Origin of the sequence: Streptomyces sp. BE303 (assembly GCF_036290945.1) — a bacterium.
GTDB lineage: Bacteria > Actinomycetota > Actinomycetes > Streptomycetales > Streptomycetaceae > Kitasatospora.
On the sequence record NZ_JAQYWZ010000801.1, the window covers coordinates 26,691 to 49,639 of the forward strand.

Annotated in this window: 19 protein-coding genes and 1 pseudogene; 11 read left to right on the forward strand and 9 right to left on the reverse strand. The window is 74.3% G+C overall.

Annotated elements, in window-relative coordinates; genetic code table 11:
* Positions 1-17: 17 nt before the first annotated feature.
* The 6 genes from PUR56_RS26185 to PUR56_RS26210 all read right to left on the reverse strand — a co-directional run bounded on the left by PUR56_RS26185 (position 18) and on the right by PUR56_RS26210 (position 6,076).
* Positions 18-1,790: an acetyl/propionyl/methylcrotonyl-CoA carboxylase subunit alpha gene (locus PUR56_RS26185; RefSeq protein ID WP_329882714.1), complete on the reverse strand. Its 1,773-nt coding sequence runs from the start codon at positions 1,788-1,790 to the stop codon at positions 18-20.
* 264 nt (positions 1,791-2,054) lie between these two features.
* Positions 2,055-2,888, reverse strand: coding sequence for a hypothetical protein (locus PUR56_RS26190; protein ID WP_329950712.1), 834 nt, complete (start codon positions 2,886-2,888; stop codon positions 2,055-2,057).
* A gap of 424 nt (positions 2,889-3,312) precedes the next feature.
* Positions 3,313-3,912 carry a nucleoside triphosphate pyrophosphatase gene (locus tag PUR56_RS26195; RefSeq protein WP_329950713.1) on the reverse strand — a complete coding sequence of 200 codons (600 nt, stop codon included), beginning with the start codon at positions 3,910-3,912 and terminating at the stop codon, positions 3,313-3,315.
* Positions 3,913-3,961: 49 nt separating this feature from the next.
* A complete protein-coding gene (mmpB, locus tag PUR56_RS26200) occupies positions 3,962-4,087 on the reverse strand; it encodes a morphogenic membrane protein MmpB (RefSeq protein ID WP_329882717.1) in 126 nt (41 codons plus the stop codon).
* Between the two features lie 151 nt (positions 4,088-4,238).
* Positions 4,239-4,460, reverse strand: coding sequence for an acyl-CoA carboxylase subunit epsilon (locus tag PUR56_RS26205; protein WP_329882719.1), 222 nt, complete (start codon positions 4,458-4,460; stop codon positions 4,239-4,241).
* 35 nt (positions 4,461-4,495) lie between these two features.
* Entirely contained in the window at positions 4,496-6,076 is a 1,581-nt protein-coding gene (locus PUR56_RS26210; RefSeq protein ID WP_329950714.1) for an acyl-CoA carboxylase subunit beta, read from the reverse strand.
* A gap of 212 nt (positions 6,077-6,288) precedes the next feature.
* Here PUR56_RS26210 and PUR56_RS26215 point away from each other — a divergent pair, with 212 nt between their 5' ends.
* The 4 genes and pseudogenes from PUR56_RS26215 (at position 6,289) to PUR56_RS26230 (ending at position 11,426) form a co-directional block, all read left to right on the forward strand.
* Positions 6,289-7,179 carry a biotin--[acetyl-CoA-carboxylase] ligase gene (locus PUR56_RS26215; protein ID WP_329950715.1) on the forward strand — a complete coding sequence of 297 codons (891 nt, stop codon included), beginning with the start codon at positions 6,289-6,291 and terminating at the stop codon, positions 7,177-7,179.
* Positions 7,180-7,380: 201 nt separating this feature from the next.
* Positions 7,381-8,538 (forward strand): adenylate/guanylate cyclase domain-containing protein, encoded by a 1,158-nt coding sequence (locus PUR56_RS26220; RefSeq protein WP_380358065.1) that lies wholly within the window; start codon positions 7,381-7,383, stop codon positions 8,536-8,538.
* Between the two features lie 586 nt (positions 8,539-9,124).
* Positions 9,125-10,261, forward strand: a pseudogene (locus tag PUR56_RS26225) (diguanylate cyclase domain-containing protein); the annotation flags it as partial.
* An 805-nt stretch (positions 10,262-11,066) separates the two neighbouring features.
* Positions 11,067-11,426, forward strand: a complete 360-nt coding sequence (locus PUR56_RS26230; protein WP_329950717.1) for a hypothetical protein — start codon at positions 11,067-11,069, stop codon at positions 11,424-11,426.
* A gap of 2 nt (positions 11,427-11,428) precedes the next feature.
* On the opposite strand, the gene PUR56_RS26235 is transcribed toward PUR56_RS26230, so the two are convergent.
* Positions 11,429-12,061 (reverse strand): TetR/AcrR family transcriptional regulator, encoded by a 633-nt coding sequence (locus PUR56_RS26235; RefSeq protein ID WP_329950718.1) that lies wholly within the window; start codon positions 12,059-12,061, stop codon positions 11,429-11,431.
* Between the two features lie 68 nt (positions 12,062-12,129).
* Here PUR56_RS26235 and PUR56_RS26240 point away from each other — a divergent pair, with 68 nt between their 5' ends.
* Positions 12,130-13,377 carry a macrolide family glycosyltransferase gene (locus tag PUR56_RS26240; RefSeq protein WP_443034571.1) on the forward strand — a complete coding sequence of 416 codons (1,248 nt, stop codon included), beginning with the start codon at positions 12,130-12,132 and terminating at the stop codon, positions 13,375-13,377.
* A gap of 53 nt (positions 13,378-13,430) precedes the next feature.
* On the opposite strand, the gene fdhD is transcribed toward PUR56_RS26240, so the two are convergent.
* Positions 13,431-14,252, reverse strand: coding sequence for a formate dehydrogenase accessory sulfurtransferase FdhD (gene fdhD, locus PUR56_RS26245; protein WP_329950720.1), 822 nt, complete (start codon positions 14,250-14,252; stop codon positions 13,431-13,433).
* A gap of 246 nt (positions 14,253-14,498) precedes the next feature.
* Here fdhD and hutH point away from each other — a divergent pair, with 246 nt between their 5' ends.
* Positions 14,499-16,082, forward strand: coding sequence for a histidine ammonia-lyase (gene hutH / locus PUR56_RS26250; protein WP_380358053.1), 1,584 nt, complete (start codon positions 14,499-14,501; stop codon positions 16,080-16,082).
* A gap of 141 nt (positions 16,083-16,223) precedes the next feature.
* On the opposite strand, the gene PUR56_RS26255 is transcribed toward hutH, so the two are convergent.
* Positions 16,224-16,667, reverse strand: coding sequence for a hypothetical protein (locus tag PUR56_RS26255; RefSeq protein WP_329882727.1), 444 nt, complete (start codon positions 16,665-16,667; stop codon positions 16,224-16,226).
* A 317-nt stretch (positions 16,668-16,984) separates the two neighbouring features.
* On the opposite strand from PUR56_RS26255, the gene PUR56_RS26260 reads away from it, so the two are divergent.
* The 5 genes from PUR56_RS26260 (at position 16,985) to PUR56_RS26280 (ending at position 22,889) form a co-directional block, all read left to right on the forward strand.
* Positions 16,985-17,854, forward strand: a complete 870-nt coding sequence (locus PUR56_RS26260; protein ID WP_329882728.1) for a MurR/RpiR family transcriptional regulator — start codon at positions 16,985-16,987, stop codon at positions 17,852-17,854.
* A 42-nt stretch (positions 17,855-17,896) separates the two neighbouring features.
* On the forward strand, positions 17,897-18,217 hold the full coding sequence (locus PUR56_RS26265) for a hypothetical protein (RefSeq protein ID WP_329950721.1): 321 nt from the start codon (positions 17,897-17,899) through the stop codon (positions 18,215-18,217).
* A gap of 435 nt (positions 18,218-18,652) precedes the next feature.
* Positions 18,653-20,320, forward strand: a complete 1,668-nt coding sequence (gene hutU, locus PUR56_RS26270) for a urocanate hydratase (RefSeq protein ID WP_329950729.1) — start codon at positions 18,653-18,655, stop codon at positions 20,318-20,320.
* A gap of 29 nt (positions 20,321-20,349) precedes the next feature.
* Positions 20,350-21,549, forward strand: coding sequence for an allantoate amidohydrolase (locus PUR56_RS26275; protein ID WP_329950730.1), 1,200 nt, complete (start codon positions 20,350-20,352; stop codon positions 21,547-21,549).
* Positions 21,540-22,889 carry a formimidoylglutamate deiminase gene (locus tag PUR56_RS26280; protein ID WP_329950722.1) on the forward strand — a complete coding sequence of 450 codons (1,350 nt, stop codon included), beginning with the start codon at positions 21,540-21,542 and terminating at the stop codon, positions 22,887-22,889. Before PUR56_RS26275 ends, PUR56_RS26280 begins: the two co-directional genes overlap by 10 nt.
* Positions 22,890-22,949: the final 60 nt, after the last annotated feature.

Consider the following 22,949-nt stretch of genomic DNA (forward strand, 5'->3'; position numbering starts at 1 on the left):
GACGCAACGGGTGGACGTCAGTCCTTGATCTCGCAGAGCGCGGCGCCGCTGGAGACGCTGGCACCCACCTCGGCCTTGAGGCCGACGACGGTGCCCGCCTTGTGGGCGTTCAGCGGCTGCTCCATCTTCATCGCCTCCAGGACGACGATCAGCTCGCCCTCCGCGACGACCTGGCCCTCCTCGACGGCGACCTTGACGATGGTGCCCTGCATCGGAGAGGCCAGCGTGTCACCGCTGACGGCCGAGCCGGCCTTCTTGGCACCCACCCGGCGCTTGGCCTTCGCGGCCCCCGCACCGGCCGCCGGGGCGGTGGAGACGCCCAGCGAGGACGGCAGCGAGACCTCGATCCGCTTGCCGCCGACCTCGACGACCACGGTCTCCCGGCCCTCGGCCTCCTCGCCGTCACCGGCGGCACCGGCGAACGCGGGGATGGTGTTGTCGAACTCGGTCTCGATCCACCGGGTGAAGACCTGGAACGGGCCCTCGCCGCCGTGCACCTCGGGGGCGAACGCGGGGTCGGTGACCACAGCCTGGTGGAACGGGATGGCGGTGGCCATGCCCTCGACCTTGAACTCCGCCAGCGCGCGCCGCGCCCGCTCCAGCGCCTGCTTGCGGTCGCGGCCGGAGACGACCAGCTTGGCCAGCAGGGAGTCCCAGGCCGGGCCGATGACCGAACCGGTCTCGACACCCGAGTCCAGCCGGACGCCCGGGCCGGACGGCGGGGCGAACAGCGTCACGGTGCCCGGCGCCGGGAGGAAGTTGCGGCCCGGGTCCTCGCCGTTGATCCGGAACTCGAAGGAGTGACCGCGGACCTCCGGGTCGTCGTAGCCGAGCTCCTCGCCGTCGGCGATCCGGAACATCTCCCGGACCAGGTCGATGCCGGTGACCTCCTCGGTCACCGGGTGCTCGACCTGCAGACGGGTGTTGACCTCCAGGAAGGAGATCGTGCCGTCCAGCGCGACCAGGAACTCGCAGGTGCCGGCGCCCTGGTAGCCGGCCTCCTTGAGGATGGCCTTCGAGGACCGGTACAGCTCGGCGTTCTGCTCGGGGGTCAGGAACGGCGCGGGCGCCTCCTCGACGAGCTTCTGGTGCCGGCGCTGCAGCGAGCAGTCACGGGTGGAGACGACCACGACGTTGCCGTGCTTGTCCGCCAGGCACTGGGTCTCGACGTGCCGGGGGTTGTCCAGGTAGCGCTCGACGAAGCACTCGCCGCGCCCGAAGGCGGCGACCGCCTCGCGGACCGCGGACTCGAACAGCTCCGGGATCTCCTCCAGGGTGCGGGCGACCTTGAGGCCGCGGCCGCCGCCGCCGAAGGCCGCCTTGATGGCGACCGGCAGGCCGTGTTCCCGGGCGAACTCGACGACCTCGTCCGCACCCGCGACCGGGTCGGGCGTGCCGGCCACCAGCGGGGCACCGGCGCGCTGCGCCACGTGCCGGGCGGTGACCTTGTCCCCGAGATCGCGGATGGCCTGCGGCGGCGGGCCGATCCAGGTGAGGCCCGCGTCGAGGACGGCCTGGGCGAAGTCGGCGTTCTCCGACAGGAAGCCGTAGCCGGGGTGGACGGCGTCCGCACCCGAGTCGGCGGCGGCCTGGAGGACCTTCGCGATGTCCAGGTAGCTGGTGCCGGGGGTGTCGCCGCCCAGCGCGTAAGCCTCGTCGGCCGCGCGGACGTGCAGCGCATCCCGGTCCGGCTCGGCGTAGACGGCGACGCTGGCGATACCGGCGTCCGAGCAGGCACGGGCGACGCGGACGGCGATTTCCCCGCGGTTGGCGATGAGCACCTTGCGCACTGTGGCTCCCTTCTTGAACCTCGTTGAGTTTATGGATTCCTGGGCAGTACCGGCGAGTAGCCCCAGGTTGTGAACTATCCCACACGGAGGGTGATGCGTCCGGACGGGTGGTGGGCGGCCCGGCGGAAGTCTCTGCAGGTGACGGCAGGTGGGTCGGAGGGCGTCCGGTGCTTGCGGACGGTGACGCAGTGTCCCGGCGGGGCCGTGGCGGGGCGGTGGGCTTGGCCACACTCCGGCGGTTCGCGAGCCGCGCCCGGGCGTTCCTCAGGGAGTCGGCGCCGGGGCGGGGGCGGTGGAGGCGGGGGCACCGGCGGCCGGGGCGGTGGAAGCGGGGGCGGCGGAAGCGGGGGCGCCGGCGGCCGGGGCGGGCGCGGCCGGAGTGGGCGCGCGCTCCAGGGCCTGGGCGGTCACGTCGGCGACCTGCTCGACCACGTCCGGTCCGTACGCCTGGGGGTTGACCACCCGCAGGAGGAGGGCGAACGTGCCGTCCGCGCCGTGGCGGCGGGCCAGCCGGCGGTGGTGCGCCACGAGGTGGCGGACTCCGGCCTGGTTGGCGACCCCGGTCTGGCCGGAGATCAGGAAGACCGGGCGGCCACCCCCGGGAGTGGCCAGCCGGGCCAGCAGGACGTGGACCCCGGCTTCCCAGTCGGCGGTGTAGGAGCGGCCGCCGACGGTGATCACGTTGTCGGCCGCTTCGGGGCCGCTGGATATCGTCACCCCGGGCAGGCCCCAGGCGAGGTGGGCGGCCATCCGGTCGTTGGAGACGGGGCCGCCGAAGCAGAGCTCGGTCTTGGCGCCGAGGCTGCGCGGCGCGGCGTCGTGCGCGACCAGGTCGGCCTGCGAGCCGCACTCCTTCACCAGGGCGGCCAGCTCCATCAGCGCGTAGGCGTCGCGTCGGGTGACGGTGCGGGGGTGTGCGCCGGTGCCGATGCTGCGGTTGACCACGATCAGGCACTCGCCGCCGGCCGGCAGGCCGAGGAAGGCCCTGGTCCGTTCCAGCCGCCGTCTTCGGCGCAGGCTCTGGCCGAGCCACCCGATCGTGGCGCTGAGCGCGCTGGCGACCAGCCCCAGCAGCACGTTGAGCAGACTGTCGGTCATCCGCCCATCACCTCCCCGTTCGAACGGTGCCGGTCAGCCTAGCGGTGGGCAGGCCGGTGGCCCCGGTCCGGACCGTCGACGGTGCCGGAGCGCACTTCTAGCGTGCATCAGATGAGGCAAGCAACGGGGAAGTTGGCGTTAATAGCACTCGTCTTTGGCGCACTGACGACGGCCGGGTGCAGCAGTTCGGGCACGGGCGGAGCGGCGGGCCCGCCGCCGGTCGCCGCCGTGGTCCCGCTCAGCGGCCCGGCCCGCTTCGGCGCGGCTACCGGGCGGGCGCCCGCCGCCGCGACCTCCCCGGTCAGGCAGCCGAAGCCCTGCCCGGGCTCGAAGTACGGCGCCGAGCTGCTCGGGGCCGGCGCGTCGCCGGACGTCCCGGGTTTCCCGGGCCTTCTGGCGCCGACGCCCCGGCCGGCGGCCGACGTCAGACCCAGAGGTCGGTGATCCGGACGTCCAGTTCGGCGAGCAGGCCGCGCAGCAGCGGCAGCGAGAGGCCGATGACGTTGCCCGGGTCGCCGTCGATGCCCTCGACGAACGGCGCCGAGCGGCCGTCCAGGGTGAACGCGCCGGCCACGTGCAGTGGTTCGCCGGTGGCGATGTAGGCGGCGACCTCGGCGTCGTCGGGGGTGCCGAAGCGGACGGTGGTGGAGGCCGTGGCGGAGGCCTGTCGCCCGGTGACGGTGTCGATGACGCAGTGGCCGGTGCGCAGCACGCCGGCGCGGCCGCGCATCGACTGCCAGCGGGCCAGCGCCTCGGTGGCGTCGGCGGGCTTGCCGAGCGCCAGGCCGTCCAGCTCCAGCACCGAGTCGCAGCCGATCACCAGTTCGCCCTCGGTGAGCGTGGCGGCGACGGCCTTGGCCTTGGCCTCGGCGAGGACGAGGGCCAGCTCGGCGGGGGTGGCGGCGGTGAGGGCGTCCTCGTCGACGCCGCTGACCACCACGCGCGGGTCGAGGCCCGCCTGGCGCAGCAGCCCGAGGCGGGCGGGGGAGGCGGAGGCGAGCACGAGGGTGCGGCGGTCGGTCATGCCCACCAGCGTAGAGGGGCGGTCCGGTCGGCCGAGCGGAGCGTCGCGTTCAGAGCATCAGCAGCACGGCGATCAGCAGGGTGAGGGCGGCGAGCACGTGGCCGGCCCGGTGCAGCCTGCGCTGCATTCGCTGGGCTTCCGGGGACGGCTCGTCGCGGGGATCTGACCAGAGCACTCCTCCAGGGTGCTCCGCGGGGCTGCCGGGACGCCTGAGTATCCGTACTCAGGTTTCGGGGCAATCCGGACGTCCGCCGGGCGTGCCGCCGGGCGGGGCGGCAGGTGCTTCGCCGGCACCCGCCGCCCCGCCCGGGGCGCGCCCGGTGCTGCTATCCGGCCCAGCCGGAGGTGCGCCAGGCGTTGGCGCCCGGGCGCGGGGCGGTCCGGAGCCGGCGGGCGCGGTCGTTCCAGGGGGAGTCCGGGCCGGCGCCGGCCCGGCGGGTCGCCTCGGCGGCGGCCTGCGCGGCGGCGGCCCGGGCCTGGACCACCGCCAGGACGGTGGCCAGCTCCTCGGGGGTCGGCTGCCCGTGCAGCACGTGGATCGGGGCCATGCTCAATCCTCTCGCGATCCTCTCGGAGCGGGCGACTACAGCGGGATGTTGCCGTGCTTCTTCGGCGGCAGCGTCTCGCGCTTGCCGCGCAGCGCGCGCAGGCCGCGGACGATGTGCCGGCGGGTCTCGCTCGGCGCGATGACGGCGTCCACGTAGCCGCGCTCGGCCGCGAGGTACGGGTTGAGCAGGGTGTCCTCGTAGGAGGCGATCAGCTCGGCCCGCTTCGTGTCGATGTCGTCCGCCTCGGCCAGCTCGCGCCGGTGCAGGATGTTGACCGCGCCCTGGGCGCCCATCACCGCGATCTGCGCGGTCGGCCAGGCCAGGTTGAGGTCGGCGCCCAGGTGCTTGGAGCCCATGACGTCGTACGCGCCGCCGAAGGCCTTGCGGGTGATCACGGTGATCAGCGGGACGGTGGCCTCGGCGTAGGCGTAGATCAGCTTGGCGCCGCGGCGGATGATGCCGTCCCACTCCTGCTCGGTGCCGGGCAGGAAGCCGGGCACGTCGACGAAGGTCAGCACCGGGACGTTGAACGCGTCGCAGGTGCGGATGAACCGGGCGGCCTTCTCGCTGGCGGCGATGTCCAGGCAGCCGGCCAGGTCCATCGGCTGGTTCCCGACGATGCCGACCGCGTGGCCCTCGACCCGGCCGAAGCCGGTGATGATGTTGCCCGCGTACAGCGGCTGGGTCTCCAGGAACTCGCCGTCGTCGAGGATGTGCTCGATCACCCGGTGCATGTCGTACGGCTGGTTCGCCGAGTCCGGGACCAGGGTGTCGAGTTCGAGGTCCTCGTCGGTGATCGCGAGGTCCGCCTCCTCGGGGAAGGACGGCGGGTCGGAGAGGTTGTTGGAGGGCAGGTACGAGAGCAGGCTCTTGACGTACTCGACCGCCTCCTTCTCGTCCGCGGCCAGGTGGTGCGCGTTGCCGGACTTGGTGTTGTGGGTGTGCGCGCCGCCCAGCTCCTCCATGCCGACGTCCTCACCGGTGACGGTCTTGATCACGTCGGGGCCGGTGATGAACATGTGCGAGGTCCGGTCGGCCATCACCACGAAGTCGGTGATCGCGGGGGAGTAGACCGCGCCGCCCGCGCAGGGGCCCATGATCAGCGAGATCTGCGGGATCACGCCCGAGGCGTGCACGTTGCGGCGGAAGATCTCGCCGTACAGGCCGAGCGAGACCACGCCCTCCTGGATCCGGGCGCCGCCGGAGTCGTTGATGCCGATCACCGGGCAGCCGGTCTTCAGCGCGAAGTCCATGACCTTGACGATCTTCTCGCCGAACACCTCGCCCAGCGAGCCGCCGAACACGGTGAAGTCCTGCGCGAAGACGGCGACCTGGCGGCCGTCGACGGTGCCGTACCCGGTGACCACGCCGTCGCCGTACGGGCGGGTCCGCTCCTGGCCGAAGTTGGTCGAGCGGTGCCGGGCGAACTCGTCGAACTCGACGAAGGACCCCTCGTCCAGCAGTTCCGCGACCCGCTCACGGGCCGTCAGCTTGCCCTTGGCGTGCTGCTTCTCCACCGCCTTGGCGGAACCGGAGTGCACCGCCTCGTCGAGCCTGCGCCGGAGGTCGGCGAGCTTGCCGGCGGTGGTGTGCGGGTCGTACGGCGCCTCGGTCATCCGGTGGCTCTCCCTGCTCCTTGGCCGCGACCTGTTTCGGGGTCGCGCGGGCCGGGTGGGGATCCGCGCGGATGAGGGCAGGGCGGCGCTACGAACTACCGTTGGGTAGCGTAGTCATCGCTGACGGTTTCCCGTTATGGCCAGCGACACAGTGTGGTCGGCCGCCGTTCTGCGGGACAATGGGGCGGCCTAGGGCCTCTAGGGTGTGCCGCATGACCTCCGACACCCCCCGCCGCAGTGGACTGCGCGGCTTCGGCCATGCCGGGCCGTCGCCGTGGACCGACCTGGACCGCCCGCCGCTGGACGCCGAGGCGCTCCGCCGGGACCTGCTGGTCCCGGGCGGGTTGTGGACCGGGCTGGACGTCGTCGACGAGACCGGCTCCACCAACACCGACCTCGCCGCCCGGGCCCGGGACGGCGCCCCGCAGGGCGCGGTGCTGGTCGCCGAGGCGCAGCGGACCGGGCGCGGACGGCTGGAACGGCAGTGGACGGCGCCCGCCCGTTCGGGGCTCTTCCTCTCCGTCCTGCTTCGCCCGGACGGGGTACCCGTCGAGCGGTACGGCTGGCTGCCGATCCTGGTCGGCGTCGCGGCGGCGAGCACGCTGAGCCGGGTCGCCGAGGTGGAGGTCGGCCTGAAGTGGCCCAACGACCTCCAGGTCGGGATCGACGGGGCGGAGCGCAAGCTGGGCGGCATCCTCACCGAGCTCGGCGGCGGCGCGGTGGTCGCCGGTCTGGGCGTCAACGTCTCGCTGCGCGCGTCCGAGCTGCCCGTCCCCACCGCCGCGTCGCTGGTCCTGGCCGGTGCCGCCGTCACCGACCGGTCCACGCTGCTGCGTGCGCTGCTGCGCGAGTTCGCCGGCCTGTACCGGGAGTGGACGGACGCCGCCGGCGACCCGCACGCCAGCGGACTGCTGAGCGCGTACGCGGACCGGTGCACCACGCTCGGCCGGGAGGTCAGGGTGCTGCTGCCCGGCGACCGCGAACTGGCCGGCGAGGCGGTGGCGATCGACGGGGACGGCCGGCTGGTGGTCCGGACGCCCGACGGTTCGCGGCGGCCGGTCGGCGCGGGCGACGTCGTCCACGTGCGGCCGGAGCCGCGCTGACGGCGGCCGGACGCCCGGCGCCGGGGAGCGGCGCCGGAGCGCGGAACCGCCCGGGCCGACGGGAGTCTTCACCACCCCTTGACCCGGGCGGATGCCCCGGATCGCGGGATTCCGTGCGAATATTCCACCTGGCAGCAGTGTGAGGCGCGCCACTGCCCGCCGGGGTGGCGGGCGCGCCCGGACAGGCAGGACACGAGGCGAGTGCGGCGACCGCACGGGGACGGACCGGTGGCAGAGGACGGCAGCAACGGCGGCGCGGCGGGCTCCCACGACCAGACGGGCCCCCACGACCAGACGGTCGCCCTCGACCTGGAACGCCTGATCCTGGACGCGCCGCGACGCTACACCCCGTACCAGGCCGCGCGGGCGGCCGACGTCCCGATGGACCTGGCCACCCGGTTCTGGCGGGCGATGGGCTTCCCGGACATCGGGCAGTCCCGGGCGCTGACCGACGGTGACGTGATCGCTCTGCGCCGGCTGTCCGGGCTGGTCGAGTCGGGGCTGCTGAGCGAGGCGATGGCGATCCAGGTGGCGCGTTCCACCGGTCAGACCACGGCCCGGCTGGCCGGCTGGCAGATGGACACCTTCCTGGAGAACCTCACCCAGTCCGTCGAACCCGGTCTGACCCGCGCCGACGTCGCGTACCCGCTGGTCGAGCTGCTGCTTCCGGAGCTGGAGCAGTTCCTGGTGTACGTCTGGCGCCGCCAGCTGGCCGCCGTCACCGGCCGCGTGGTGCAGGCCGCGGAGGACAACGAGATCACCAGCGGCCGGCTCGCCGTGGGCTTCGCCGACCTGGTCGGCTTCACCCGGCTCTCCCGGCGGCTGGAGGAGGAGGAGCTCGGCGAGCTGGTCGAGACGTTCGAGAACACCTGCTCCGACCTGATCGCCGGCCAGGGCGGCCGGGTGATCAAGACGCTGGGCGACGAGATCCTCTACGTCTCCGAGGACCCGGTGACGGCAGCCGAGATCGCGCTCAGCCTGATCGAGGCGCTGGCCGAGGACGACAGCATTCCCGCGCTGCGGGTGGGCATGGCGTTCGGCACGGTCACCTCGCGGATGGGCGACGTCTTCGGCACCACGGTCAACCTGGCCAGCCGGCTCACCTCGATCGCCCCGAAGGACGCGGTGCTGATCGACGGCGAGTTCGCCGTCGCGCTGGAGCAGAACGGCAGTGTCGCGCCCGCCGACGTCGACGGGCCCGGCCTGGCCGAGGCGCTCGCGGCGGCGGCCGGTTCGCGGCCGGCGGGCGCCCCGGACACCGGGCACCGGTTCAACCTCCAGCCGATGTGGCGCCGTCCGGTGCGCGGGCTCGGGCTGGTCGAGCCGTGGCTGCTCTCCCGGCGGCTGCGGGCGGAGTAGGGCCCGGTTCGGCAGGCCGGAACGGGTTCGGCGCGGCCGTGACGATGCGCAGTGGCCGGAGCTGCCGGAGCTGCCGGAGCTGTCCGACGCTTTCGGAGCGGGCGGAGGCTTTCGGAGCGGCCTGAACGGTTCGGGAGAACGGCCGTCGTGGGTGCCCGTGGGGCGTGGCCGGGTGGTGCGGGGGCGGCGCGGAACGCCGTCGAGCGCCGTACGGGCGGAGCGGGGCGCCGCCCGGCGGAGTAGAACCTGCCCGGGCCGGGCACGGTCTTGCCGCAAGCCGAACGGTTGAAAGTCGTACTGCCCTGCGGATCCTCTTCGACAAACGGGGCATAACCGAATGAAGCCGCCATAGTCTTGGTGCAAGCGGCCGAATGGGTGCGGCTCCCGGGGGCGGGGTCCCCGGGGCGCGGGCCCGGCGGCCCGCCGCAGGGGACCGAGCAGGACCGAGCACAGGGAGCGAGGCGAGCCGGTGAGCAGTGAGGCGATCATGACGGACCGCGGCTGCGACTGCGACCGGACGCAGCAGCCGCCGGCCCCCGGGGCCCCCGACACGCGGCTGACCTCCGTGGTCGAACTCGCCCAGGACATGGCCGGGGCGCTCACCCCGCTGGAGGCCGTCCGGGCCGCCGCCGCACGCGCCACCGAGGCACTCGGCGCCACCATGGCCGCCGTCTCGGTCTGGGACCGCGAGTCCGGCCGGCTGCGGGTCCTGGTCAACCACGGGGAACTCTCGCCGGGGGAGGAGGAGCTGCCCGAGGACGAGTCCTACCCGGTGGCCGACTTCCCCGAGATCGTCACCTACCTGGAGGAGCGCTGGACCACCGGCCGGCTGCCGCGCGCCTGGGTCCAGACCGCAGACAACAGCCAGCCGCACCCCGGGCACGCGCACCCGACCGCAGGCGCGTACTGCCAGGAACGCGCCGCCGCGCTGCGCCGGCGCGGGCGGGCCTGCTGCGTGGTCGCGCCGATCGTCCTGCACGGGCAGGCCTGGGGCGAGCTCTACCTCGCCCGGGCCACCGGGTCGGCCGGGTTCACCGACGCGGACGCCGACTACGCCACCCTGCTCGCCGCCCAGATCTCGGCCGGCCTCGCCCAGACCGAACGCCTCGCCGACCTGCGCAAGCTCGCCTTCTCCGACCCGCTCACCGGTCTGGCCAACCGGCGTGCGGTGGACGCGCGGCTGGAGAGCGCGCTGGAGGCCCACAACCGGGACAACACCGTGGTCTCGCTGGTGGTCTGCGACGTCAACGGCCTGAAGCGGGTCAACGACCAGCTCGGCCACGAGGTGGGCGACCGGCTGCTGGAGCGCTTCGCCCACCAGCTGTCGCTGGCCGCCGCCAAGCTCCCCGGCAGTCTCGCCGCCCGGCTCGGCGGTGACGAGTTCTGCCTGCTCGCCGAGGGCCAGAAGGCGGACGAGGTGGTCGCCGTCGCCGAGGAGCTGTGCGCCCGGGCGCTCGCCCTGGCCGAGGGCGAGGGCGTCGCCTGCGGGGTCGCCTCCACCGGTGACTCGATCGGCCCGGTCACCACCCCCGACCGGCTCTTCCGGCTCGCCGACGCCGCCCAGTACCGGGCCAAGGCCGCCCGCGCCGCCCACCCGGTGGTCGCCGGACGCAGCCACGGCCCGGGCTTCTCGCCCGACCCGACGGTGCTGCTCGCCGACGCCGCGGACCCGCACCACCGTGCCGACGGGCGCGGCCGACCCGGCGGCCGGGCCGGCTCCGGCGACCGGCGGCGCTTCCGCGGCGCCGCGCACAGTGCCGACCCGGGGCAGTTGCTCACCGCGGTGCTCGCCGCGCTCGACCAGCACGGCAACACCCGCTCCGTGCACCCTGCGGACACCATCGGCAAGCTGGCCGTCGTCGCAGAGATCTCGGCCCGGCTGCTGGACGCGGTCGGTTGGTGGATCTCGTACGTGCCGCCCGGCTCGCAGCTGATGCGCACCGCGCAGCACGCCGTCTACCGGATGACCAGCGGGCCGAGCAGCACCCGGGCGGAGACGCAGCGGGCCCAGATCGAGGCCCCGGACGCCGTTTTCGACCTGCGCCACTACCCGATGACCCGCCGGGCCGTACGCGGCGGGGCCTTCGCCCTGCGGGCCGGCGCGGCGGGCAACGACCCGGCGGAGGAGGCCATGCTGGTGGTCTCCGGCTACCGCGGCATGGTCGCGGCCGGCGGCCAGAACGCGGCCGGCGGGTGGCTGCTGGAGCTGTTCGCGGACGACGCCACCCTCCCGCTGGGCCAGGTCGCCGCGGCGCTGCGCTCCCTGGTCGCCGTCGCCCTCGCCGGCCCGGCCTCGCCCCCGGTGAGCTGAGGGCCGGAGGCGGGGGAGCGAAGGGCGGGCGGGGCCGGGCCGTCGGCGTGGTGTGGCGGTTCGGTGACCGGTCTGTTCCGAGCCGGTCGCGGTCCGGTGGCGAGGGCGTTGCGGGACTGGGCGCGGTGGGGCGGGCGTGGGATGGTGTCCGCGGTCGGCGGGCCGTCGGGGCCGCGCCGGATCGGATTCTCGGGGGTTGACTCCTATGCGCGCTCGGTTGACGGGCCTCGTCCTCTCCGCGGTGCTCGCCTTCGGCGGCGGCGCGCTCGCCGCCGCGCCGGCGGCCTCGGCGGCCCCGGTGGTGCGGTCGGCCCCCGCGGTCCCGGAAGCCCCTGCGGCCCGGCAGGCGCCCGCCCCCGTGGTGCCCGCGGCGGCCGGGCAGGCGGGCGTGTCGGCGGAGCGGCACGGGGCGTCGCGGCTGGCCGAGTCGTCGAAGGACAAGTCCAAGAAGAAGAAAAAGAAGAAGAAGGGCCTCGGCCGGATGATGGGCCTGCTGATCGGCGCCGTGCTGGTGCTGACGGTGATCGCCGTGATCATCGTGGTCGTGCTGGTGCTCCGCCGCCGCAACCGCCGCTGAGGTCAGCCGCCGTCCGGCGCTCCGTCGGCCGCTCCGTCCGTCGCTCCGAGCGCGCGCAGGACCGCGGCGACCAGGCGGTCCGCGTACGCGTGGTCGACCGCCCCGAGACCGTGCAGCCAGCGGTAGTACATCGGCCCGTAGAGCAGGTCGACGGCGAGGTCGAGGTCGGTGTCGGCCGGGAGCTGTCCGGCGGTGCGGGCGCTGCGCAGGCGGTCGCGGGTGACCTCCAGCAGGGGGTCCAGCAGCCGTTCGCGGTACTCGCGCAGCAGGTCCGGGTCGACCAGGTACTCGGAGATCAGACCCCGGCCGGTGTTGTCGAAGGCGGGGTCGGTGAGCTCGTCGGCGGTCGGGCGCAGGACGGCGCGCAGGTCGGCGGCGAGATCGCCGGTGTCGGGCAGCGCGAGGCTGCCGCTGGCGTCCTCGCTGACGGCGAGGAAGGCGTCGAAGACGACCGCGCCCTTCGACGGCCACCAGCGGTAGATGGTCTGCTTGCCGACTCCGGCACGGGCGGCGATCTTCTCGATGGTGAGCTTGGCGAAGCCGACCTCGGAGACCAGGTCGGCGGCGGCGGCGAGGATCGCGGCGCGGCTCTGCTGGCTGCGGCGGCTGGGGTCGGGCGCGGTCTGTCGGGACATGGGGCCATCCTAGCGCTACAGCGAGACGAACCGTCTCGTCTTGACGAGTGGCGGGTCGTCAGGTCATGATGAGGGCGTTCCGACGAGACGGATCGTCTCGTCTCACCATCTCGACGAAGGGCACCACCATGACCCGCTCCGCACACATCGCCATGGTCTCCATCCCGGCCCACGGGCACGTCAACCCGAGCCTCGCCGTCGTCGCCGAGCTCGTCGCCCGCGGCCACCGGGTCAGCTACGTCAACGACGCCTCGTTCGCCGGGCCGGTCGAGGCGACCGGGGCGACGCTCGTGCCGTACCCGACCGCGCTGCCCCTCACCGACGACTCCCAGGTGTGGCTGCAGGACCCGGTGGCGATCCAGAACCTCTTCCTCGACGACGCCGTCGCCATGACCCCGGTGGTCCGCCGGCTCTTCGAGGAGGACCGGCCCGACCTCGTGCTGTACGACATCGCCGGGTTCACCGGGCGGGCGGTGGCCGAGGGGCACGGCGTCCCGGCCCTCCAGCTCTCCCCGACCTACGTCGCCTGGCAGGGCTTCGAGCAGGACATGGCCGAGGTGTTCGAGGCGATCCGCAGCGGCCCCGGCGGGCCCGCGTACATGCGGCGGTTCGCCGACTGGCTGGCCGAGAACGGCACCGTCGTCCGGGACCCGGAGGAGTTCAAGGCCCTCCCGGCCCGCGCGCTCGCCCTGATCCCGCGGGCCCTGCAGCCCAACGCCGACCGGGTCGACCCCGCGCGGTACACCTTCGTCGGCCAGTGCTTCGGCGACCGCTCGCACCAGGGCGGCTGGCAGCGGCCGGACGGCGCCGAGAAGGTGGTGCTGGTCTCGCTCGGCTCCGCCTTCACCCACCAGCCGGCCTTCTACCGGGAGTGCGTCCGCGCCTTCGGCGACCTGCCCGGCTGGCACGTCGTGCTCCAGATCGGCAAGCACACCGACCTGGCCGAGCTGGGCGAGGTGCCGGCCAACGTCGAGGTGCACCGGTGGGTGCCGCAGTTCGACGTGCTCGCGAAGGCCGACGCCTTCGTCACCCACGCCGGCATGGGCGGCAGCAGCGAGGGCCTCTACCACGGGGTGCCGATGATCGCGGTGCCGCAGGCCGTCGACCAGTTCGGCAACGCGGACAAGCTGGTGGAGCTGGGCGTCGCCCGCCGCCTCGACACGGAACAGGCCACCGGGGAGGCGCTGCGCGCCGCCCTGCTGGAACTGACCGGCGACCCGGAGGTGGCCGCGCGCCTGGACGTGCTCCGCGCCGAGGCGCGCGCCGAGGGCGGCACCGCCCGCGCGGCCGACCTGGTCGAGGCCGAGCTGCGCTGACGCGGGGGCGGGATCCGGGCCCCGGGCGCGCCCTCGCGGGCGGGCCCGGGGCCTCAGGCGATCCGGTCCGGGCGGGTGTACACGTTGGCGCCCTCGCCGCGCAGGAAGCCCACCAGGGTCAGGCCCAGCTCCTCCGCCAGGTCCACCGCCAGCGAGGACGGCGCCGACACGGCGGCCAGCAGCGGGGCGCCGGCCAGCGCCGCCTTCTGGGTCAGCTCGAACGAGGCCCGGCCGCTGACCAGGAGCACGTGCCCGGTCAGCGGGAGCCGTCCCGCGCGCAGCGCCCAGCCGACCACCTTGTCGACGGCGTTGTGCCGGCCGACGTCCTCGCGGGCGCAGAGCAGTTCGCCGCTGACGCCGTCGAACAGGCCGGCCGCGTGCAGGCCGCCGGTGGAGTCGAAGGTCCGCTGGGCGGCCCGCAGCCGGTCCGGCAGCCCGTACAGCAGCGCGGGCGGGACGGTCAGCGGGTCGTCGGCGACCGGGTGGCGGACGTGGGTGCGGACGGCGTCCACGGTGTCCCGGCCGCAGAGGCCGCAGGCGCTGGTGGTGAGCAGGTTGCGGTGGGCGGAGAGCGGCAGCGCCCCGGCGCCGCGCAGCGTCGCGTCCACCACGTTGTAGGTGTTGGCGCCGGCCTCGTCGGTGCCGGCGCAGTAGCGCAGTGCCGCGAGGTCCTCGGAGGCGTGCACCAGCCCCTCGCCGACCAGGAAGCCCGCCACCAGGTCGAAGTCCTGGCCCGGGGTGCGCATGGTGACCGTGAGCGGCTCGCCGCCGAGCCGGATCTCCAGCGGCTCCTCGGCCGCCAGCGCATCCGGCCGGGTGCTCCGCCCGTCCCCCCGCAGCCGGACCACCCGCCGCCGCGCCGTCGCCCGCGTCATCGTGTCGCCGCCTCCTGTGTCCGTCGGTCTGCCTGCCGGTCCGTGCCGTCCGCGCGGTCTGCGCCGTCCGTGCAGGCCGGGGCCGGTCCGTTGTCGTGGCGTGCGCCGTGGGGCGCCCGTCACCCCCCACAGCGTGCGGCACCGGCTGCGGTATCCGAAAATCCAGGTGACCGACCGGTCCGGCGCCGGAGTCCCGGAAGGGCTCAGGTGTTGTCATATCTTCATTCACCTGATGAGATGGTGTATATGGATATGCACAGTGCTGCGGCCCCCCACACGCCGCTCGTCCAGGTCGGCAAGGCCGACGTCAGCGCCGAGGACGTGCTGGCCGTCGCCCGGGGGAACGCCCGGGTCGAGATCGGCCCGGACGCGCTCGCCGAGATGGCGGTCGCGCGCGCCCGGATCGACGCCCTGGCGGCCGAACCCCGCCCCGTCTACGGCGTTTCCACCGGCTTCGGTGCCCTCGCCGTCCGGCACATCAGCCCCGAACTCCGGGCCCAGCTGCAGCGCTCGCTGGTCCGCTCGCACGCCGCCGGGATGGGCCCGGCGGTCGAGCGCGAGGTGGTCCGCGCGCTGGTGTTCCTGCGGATGAAGACGCTCGCCAGCGGTCGCACCGGGGTCCGCCCCCTGGTGGCCCAGACCATGGCCGCGATCCTCAACGCCGGCATCACCCCCGTGGTCCGGGAGTTCGGCTCGCTCGGCTGTTCCGGTGACCTCGCGCCGCTCTCGCACTGCGCGCTCGTCCTGATGGGCGAAGGCGTCGCGACCGGCCCCGACGGCGTCGAGAAGCCGGCCGCCGAGCTGCTCGCCGCCGCCGGCATCGAACCGGTCGAGCTGCTGGAGAAGGAGGGCCTCGCCCTCATCAACGGCACCGACGGCATGCTCGGCATGCTGGTCATGGCCATCGCCGACCTGCAGCGGCTCTTCACCACCGCCGACATCACCGCCGCGATGACCCTGGAGGCGCTGCTCGGCACCGACAAGGTGCTCGCCCCCGAGCTGCACGCCCCGATCCGCCCGCACCCCGGCCAGGCGCTCTCCGCCGCCAACATGCTGGCCGTGCTCAAGGACTCCGGCCTCACCGGCCACCACCAGGACGACGCCCCGCGCGTCCAGGACGCCTACTCGATCCGCTGCGCCCCGCAGGTCGCCGGCGCAGGCCGTGACACCCTCGCCCACGCCGCGCTCGTCGCCTCCCGCGAGCTGGCCGCCTCCGTCGACAACCCGGTGGTGCTGCCGGACGGCCGGGTGGAGTCCAACGGCAACTTCCACGGCGCCCCGGTCGCGTACGTGCTGGACTTCCTCGCCATCGCCGCCGCCGACCTCGGCTCGATCTCGGAGCGCCGCACCGACCGGCTCCTCGACAAGTCCCGCTCGCACGGCCTGCCGGCCTTCCTCGCCGACGACCCGGGCGTGGACTCCGGCCTGATGATCGCCCAGTACACCCAGGCGGCGCTGGTCAGCGAGAACAAGCGGCTCGCCGTGCCCGCCTCGGTCGACTCGATCCCCTCCTCGGCCATGCAGGAGGACCACGTCTCGATGGGCTGGTCCGCCGCGCGCAAGCTGCGCCAGTCCGTCGACAACCTCGGCCGGATCCTCGCCGTCGAACTCACTGCCGCCGCAAGGGCGCTGGAGATCCGCAGGCAGGCCGACGCCAGCGGCACGGTGGCGCCCGCCAGTGCCGCGGCGATGGCCGCCGCCCGCGAGGCGGGGGTCGGCGGCGCCGGCCGCGACCGCTTCCTCTCGCCGGACCTGGAGGCCGCCGCGGCGCTGGTCGCCTCCGGCGACCTGGTGCGCGCGGTGGAGCGGGTCACCGGCCCGCTGGCCTGACGACCGGTCGTGCGGAGCGCACGGGGCGCTGCTCCGGACCCCGCCGTGGGCCCTGTGGCGGGCTCCGCGACGGGCCCGGCGCCGGACGGGACCGGCCGCCCGAGGCGGCCGGTCCCCCGGCGTGGTCGGCCCGGGGGAGGATCAGTCCCAGTCGCTCCGCACGCTCTCCGCGGCGCGCCGCTCCGCCCGGTCCAGCCGGCGCTCGGCCAGCGCGGCGGACACGTTGACGCCGACGATGCCGGCCCAGCAGACCACCAGTCCCCAGATCCCGCTGGTGCCGCCGGCGATGCCGGACAGCGGGATGCCCAGCGCCATCGAGACGATCGGCACCACCCGGGCGCCCGAACCGTGCGGGCGGTGCGGGCGGCGTCCGGGACCGTGCGGCCGGTGCCCCTCCGCCGGGTCGTAGCCACCGGCGGGGCCGAGCCGCTCCGCGACCCGGCGCTCCACCCGGGCGTCGAGGCGGGCGTCGATCCGGGAGAGGAAGGAATCGACGAGTTCCGACTCGTACTCCTTGCCGAGCTCCTTGCGGGCCTGCAGCGAGGCATCGAGATCGCGCCGCATGTCGTCCTGGCGAGTGTCCATGGCAACCAGGGTGCGCCCACGAGGGCGTGTCGGTCCATCGGTTCGCACCGTAATCCGGGAGGACTAGGGGGGAAATCAGGGTCACCCCCGGGAGGCCGACCGGGTCGCCGGTCCGACCGGTCGCCGCGCGGCAGCCGGATCGGTCACGGGGGCGGCGGTCGGATCGGCCGTCGGACCGACCACGGGGGCGGTGGCCGGACCGCCGTCCGGCCGGCCGCCGGAGGTCTCACCCGGTGTTCCGGCGTACGAGACGTCTTTGCCAGTGGCAGCCCGCTGCTGCACAGTCATCCGAACAGCTCGCATCCGGAGGTACCGCAATGACCGCCACCGAGGACACCGGCACGGTCGGCCCCTCCGCCCGGCTGCTCCAGCTCTTCGAAGGACACCGGCTCACCCCCACCCAGCGCCGGATCGCGCACTCCCTGGTCCGGCACGCCACCGAGGCCCCGTTCCTCTCCAGCGTCGAGGTCGCGGAGCTCGCCGGCGTCAGCCAGCCCTCCGTCACCCGCTTCGCGGTCGCCCTCGGCTACGACGGCTACCCCGCGCTCCGCAAGCAGCTGCGCGAACTCGGCGCCGGCGAACCGGCCGCGCCCGAGACCCCCGCCGACGCCGTCCGCAACGAGCACCAGCAGGCCGTCCTCGCCGAGATCGAGCACCTGCGCCTGCTCGCCGACCTGCTCGCCGACCCCGAACCCATCGCCCGCGCCGCCCGGCTCCTCGCGGCCTCCCGCCCGCTGCCCGTCCTCGGCCTGCGCGCCGCCTCGGCGCAGGCGCGCGGCTTCGCGTACTTCGCGGCCAAGGTGCACCCCGACATCCGGCTCCTCGACGAGGGCGGCAGCATGCTGGCCGACCGCCTCGAACAGGCCGCCGCCGCCGGTGCCACCGCACTGCTCTGCTTCGCCCTGCCGCGTTACCCGCGCGAGCTCATGGAGGCTCTGACGGTCGCCCGGGACTGCGGGCTGACGGTGCTCACCGTGGCGGACAGCGCGTTCGCCCCCGTCGCCAAGCTCTCCGACCTGATGCTCCCCGCCGCCGTCGGGACCAACCTGGTCTTCGACACCGCCTGCGCGCCGATGATGCTCGGGCGCGTGCTGTTGCAGACCATGTGTGACGAACTCCCGGGCGCCGAGGCCCGTTTGGAATCCATCGAGCAGTCGGCCGCGGCACGCGGGCTCTTTCTGGAGTAGTCGTCACAAACCCGGGCATCCCTCTGTACAGGGGGTGCCGCCATGCGCGTGATCCACGAGATGAAGTTCGTCGGGCGCCTCGCCTCGGGCGCCGACGAGTGGTCCTGCCCGACCTGCGGACGCCGCGTCACCCTGCGCCGTCTGCCCGAGCCCGAACTGACCGTCCTCGATCCGGGCGACGACACCGCCGTGCACGTCGGTGTCATCGAGCCCGACGCCCGCGCGGCCGCCACCGCGGAACGCTACGGTCTCGGCCCCGTCCAGGAGATCCCCCGCCAGCCCCGCCCCGCCGACCCGGACGCCGACGACCGCCGCTGGCTCGCCGAGATCGGCATCGACTGGGACGGCGACGCCGCCGCCTGACGGTGGCCGGCGACACGGGGCGCGGACCGGGAGACCGGCCGTGCCGCTCGCTCGCCCGGGAGCGGCCGGGCGAGCGGCACGGGTGCGCGGCGGGAGAGCCGTCCGACGTTCCCCGCGTGCTTCCCGCGTGCTTCCCGCGGGGAGGCGGTGACGTCACCGGGGTGCCTCCGGCGGTCCGGGCGCGAAGGCCGGTGCTCCGCTCGACCTCCTCCGCCGTGTCGCGGAGTCCGTCGGGCTGCCCGGTGGCGGCCGTCGTCGTCTCCTCCGCTCCCCGTCGCTGGGCCGAGCGGCTGGTGTTCGCCGGGTTCGGGGTAGCGCTCGGTGGTCGGCCGCGCGGGTGTTGATCGGATGTGCGCAGGTCTGGCCGGAGGCTGAATGTTTGGATATATTCAGCCGAGTAGAGACTGAATGAGTTCATCCGTAGGGAGGCTGGACATGGTGCAGCAGGCGAGCGGGCCGCGCGAGGTGCGGGCGGCACGGGGAACCGCGCTGACGACGCAGGGGTGGCAGCAGGAGGCCGCCCTGCGGATGCTGATGAACAACCTCGACCCGGAGGTGGCCGAGCACCCGTCGAAGCTGGTCGTCTACGGCGGCACCGGCAAGGCCGCGCGGGACTGGCGCTCGTTCGACGCCATGGTCCGGACGCTGGAGGGGCTGAAGCAGGACGAGACCATGCTGGTCCAGTCCGGCCGTCCGGTCGGCGTCATGCAGACCCACGAGTGGGCGCCGCGCGTGCTGATCGCCAACTCCAACCTGGTCGGCGACTGGGCCAACTGGGAGGAGTTCCGGCGGCTGGAGTCCCTCGGGCTCACCATGTACGGGCAGATGACCGCCGGCTCGTGGATCTACATCGGCACCCAGGGCATCCTCCAGGGCACCTACGAGACCTTCGCCGCCGTCGCCAACAAGCGCTACGAGGGCACGCTGGCGGGGACGATCACCCTCACCGCCGGCCTCGGCGGCATGGGCGGCGCCCAGCCGCTGGCCGTCACCATGAACGGCGGCGTGGCGATCTGTATCGACTGCGACCCGTCCCGGATCTCCCGCCGGATCGAGCACCGCTACCTGGACGTCGAGGCCAAGAACCTCTCGCACGCGCTGGAGCTGGCCACCGCCGCCCGCGACAGGAAGCAGCCGCTCTCCATCGGCCTGCTGGGCAACGCCGCCGAGCTGTTCCCGCAGCTGCTCGCGATGGACGCGCCGATCGACATCGTGACCGACCAGACCAGCGCCCACGACCCGCTGAGCTACCTGCCGCTCGGTGTCGCCTTCGACGACATGGCGACGTACGCGGCCGAGAAGCCCGCCGAGTTCACCCAGCGCTCGCGCGAGTCGATGGCCAGGCACGTCGAGGCGATGGTCGGCTTCCAGGACCGCGGCGCCGAGGTGTTCGACTACGGCAACTCGATCCGCGGCGAGGCCCAGCTGGCCGGCTACGACCGCGCCTTCGCCTTCCCCGGCTTCGTCCCGGCGTACATCCGGCCGCTGTTCTGCGAGGGCAAGGGCCCGTTCCGCTGGGCGGCCCTCTCCGGTGACCCGCAGGACATCGCCAAGACCGACAAGGCCGTGCTCGACCTCTTCCCCGAGAACGAGTCGCTGCACCGCTGGATCAAGATGGCCCAGGAGAAGGTGCACTTCCAGGGCCTGCCCGCGCGGATCTGCTGGCTCGGCTACGGCGAGCGCGACAAGGCCGGCGAGCGGTTCAACGACATGGTCGCCTCCGGTGAGCTGTCCGCCCCGATCGTGATCGGCCGCGACCACCTGGACTGCGGCTCCGTCGCCTCCCCGTACCGGGAGACCGAGGCGATGCTGGACGGCTCCGACGCGATCGCCGACTGGCCGCTCCTCAACGCCATGGTCAACGTCGCCTCCGGCGCGTCCTGGGTCTCCATCCACCACGGCGGCGGCGTCGGCATCGGCCGCTCGATCCACGCCGGCCAGGTCACCGTGGCCGACGGCACCCCGCTGGCGGGGGAGAAGATCCGCCGGGTGCTCACCAACGACCCGGGCATGGGCGTCATCCGGCACGTCGACGCCGGCTACGACCGGGCCGACGAGGTCGCCGCCGAGCGCGGTGTCCGCATCCCGATGGGCGAGCTGTGACCGAGCCCGGCTCCGACAGCTTCGAGCGGATGTGGGCGGAGCTGCTCCCCGTGGGCCGCTCCGCCTCCTCCGGCGGCTACCGCCGGTTCGCCTGGAACTCCGCCGACGCCGAGTGCCGCGCCTGGTTCGAGCAGCAGGCCCGCAGCCGCGGCCTGACCTACGAGCTGGACCGCAACGGCAACCAGTGGGCCTGGCTCGGCGACCCGGCCGGGGAGGGCGCGGTCGTCACCGGCTCGCACCTGGACTCCGTCCCGGACGGCGGCGCCTTCGACGGCCCGCTCGGCGTGGTCTCCTCCTTCGCCGCGCTGGACGAACTGCGCTCGCGGGGCGCCGGGTTCACCCGGCCGCTGGCGATCGTCAACTTCGGCGACGAGGAGGGCGCCCGGTTCGGCGTGGCCTGCATCGGCTCCCGGCTCACCGCCGGGGTGCTGGACCGCGAGGCCGCCCACGAGCTGCGCGACGCGGACGGCGTCCGGCTGCCCGACGCGATGGAGCGCGCCGGCTACGACCCGACCGCGATCGGCGCGGACTCCGACCGGCTGGCCCGGATCGGCGCCTTCGTCGAACTCCACGTCGAGCAGGGCCGCTACCTCGACGAGGACCGGCCGGTCGGCGTGGCCTCGGCGATCTGGCCGCACGGCCGCTGGCGGTTCGACTTCCACGGCGAGGCCAACCACGCCGGGACCACCCGGATCGAGGACCGCCGCGACCCGATGCTCACCTACGCCAACACCGTGCTCGCCGCACGGAAGAAGGCGAAGCTCGCCGACGCGCTCGCCACGTTCGGCAAGGTCGCCGTCGAGCCCAACGGCACCAACGCGATCGCCTCCCTGGTCCGCGGCTGGCTGGACTCCCGGGCCGCCGACGAGGGCACGCTGGCCGCGCTCGTCGAGGAGATCGGACGGGCGGCGTACGAGCGGGGCGAGCGCGACGGCGTCCGGGTCGAGCTGACCCGCGAGTCCTACACCCCGGTGGTGGACTTCGACGGCCCGCTGCGCGACCGCCTCGCGCAGGTCCTCGGCAAGCGCGGACCGGGCGCCGTCCCGGTGCTGCCCACCGGTGCGGGACACGACGCCGGGATCCTGGCATCGGCCGTCCCGACCGCCATGCTGTTCGTGCGGAACCCGAGCGGCATCTCCCACTCCCCGGCCGAGCACGCCGAGACGGCCGACTGCCTGGCCGGCGTGGCCGCCCTCGCCGACGTACTGGAGGACCTGGCGTGTCAGTGACCTACTGGGCGCGGTACGCCTGGCTGCCGCACGCCAACGGGCCGGTGGTCGAGCAGGACGTGCTGATCAGCACCGGCGCCGGTGGCAAGATCGCCCGGGTGCAGCCGGACAGCGGCCCCTGCCCGCCCGGCGCCGTCCGGCTCGACGGTCTGCTGCTGCCCGGCCAGGCCAACGCCCACTCGCACGCCTTCCACCGGGCGCTGCGCGGCCACGTCCAGGTCGGCTCCGGGACCTTCTGGACCTGGCGCGACACCATGTACCGGTTCGCCGGTGCGCTCGATCCGGACAGCTACCTGGCGCTCGCCACCGCCGTCTACGCCGAGATGGCGCTCGCCGGGATCACCGCCGTCGGTGAGTTCCACTACCTCCACCACGCGCCCGGCGGCGCCCGCTACGACGACCCCAACGCGATGGGCGAGGCGCTCATCGAGGCCGCCGCCCGGGCCGGCATCCGGATCACCCTGCTCGACACCTGCTACCTGTCGTCCGGCTTCGGCGCCGAACCGACCAAGCCGCAGCTCCGGTTCGGTGACGGCGACGCCGGGGCCTGGGCCGCCCGTGCCGACGGGCTGAAGGCCCGCGAGCACGCCCGGATCGGGGCCGCGATCCACTCGGTGCGGGCGGTCCCCGCGGAGCAGCTCGGCACCGTCGCGCGCTGGGCGGCGGAGCGCGAGGCCCCGCTGCACGTCCACCTCTCCGAGCAGACCGCCGAGAACGACGCCTGCCTCGCCGCGCACGGTGTCACCCCGACCCGGCTGCTCGCCGACCACGGCGCGCTCGGGCCGCGCACCTCGGCCGTGCACGCCACCCACCTCACCGAGGAGGACGTCAAGCTGCTCACCGACTCCTCCACCACCGTCTGCATGTGCCCCACCACCGAGCGGGACCTCGCGGACGGCATCGGCCCGGCCCGGACCCTCGCCTCCGGCGGCTGCCCGGTCACCCTCGGCAGCGACAGCCACGCCGTCATCGACCCGTTCGAGGAGGCCCGCGCGCTGGAGCTGAACGAGCGGCTGCGGACCCGTACCCGGGGCCACTGGACGGCGAACTCGCTGCTGCGGGCGGGGACGGAGGACGGGCACGCCTCGCTCGGCTGGCCGGAGGCCGGGCGGATCGAGGCCGGTGCGTTCGCCGACTTCACGGTGATCGCGTTGGACTCGGCGCGGACCGCGGGGCCGGCGTTCCGGCTCGGTGCCGAGATCGCCGTCTTCGCCGCCTCGGCGGCCGACGTGCGGCACGTGGTGGTCGGCGGGCGGCACGTGGTCAAGGACGGCGTGCACCAGCTGGTGCCGGACGTGCCGGGTGCGCTGCACACCTCGATCACCGCGCTGAACTGCTGAGCCGCTGAACTGCTGAGCCGCTGAGCCGCTGAGCCGCTGAGCCGTTGGACCGCCGAGCCG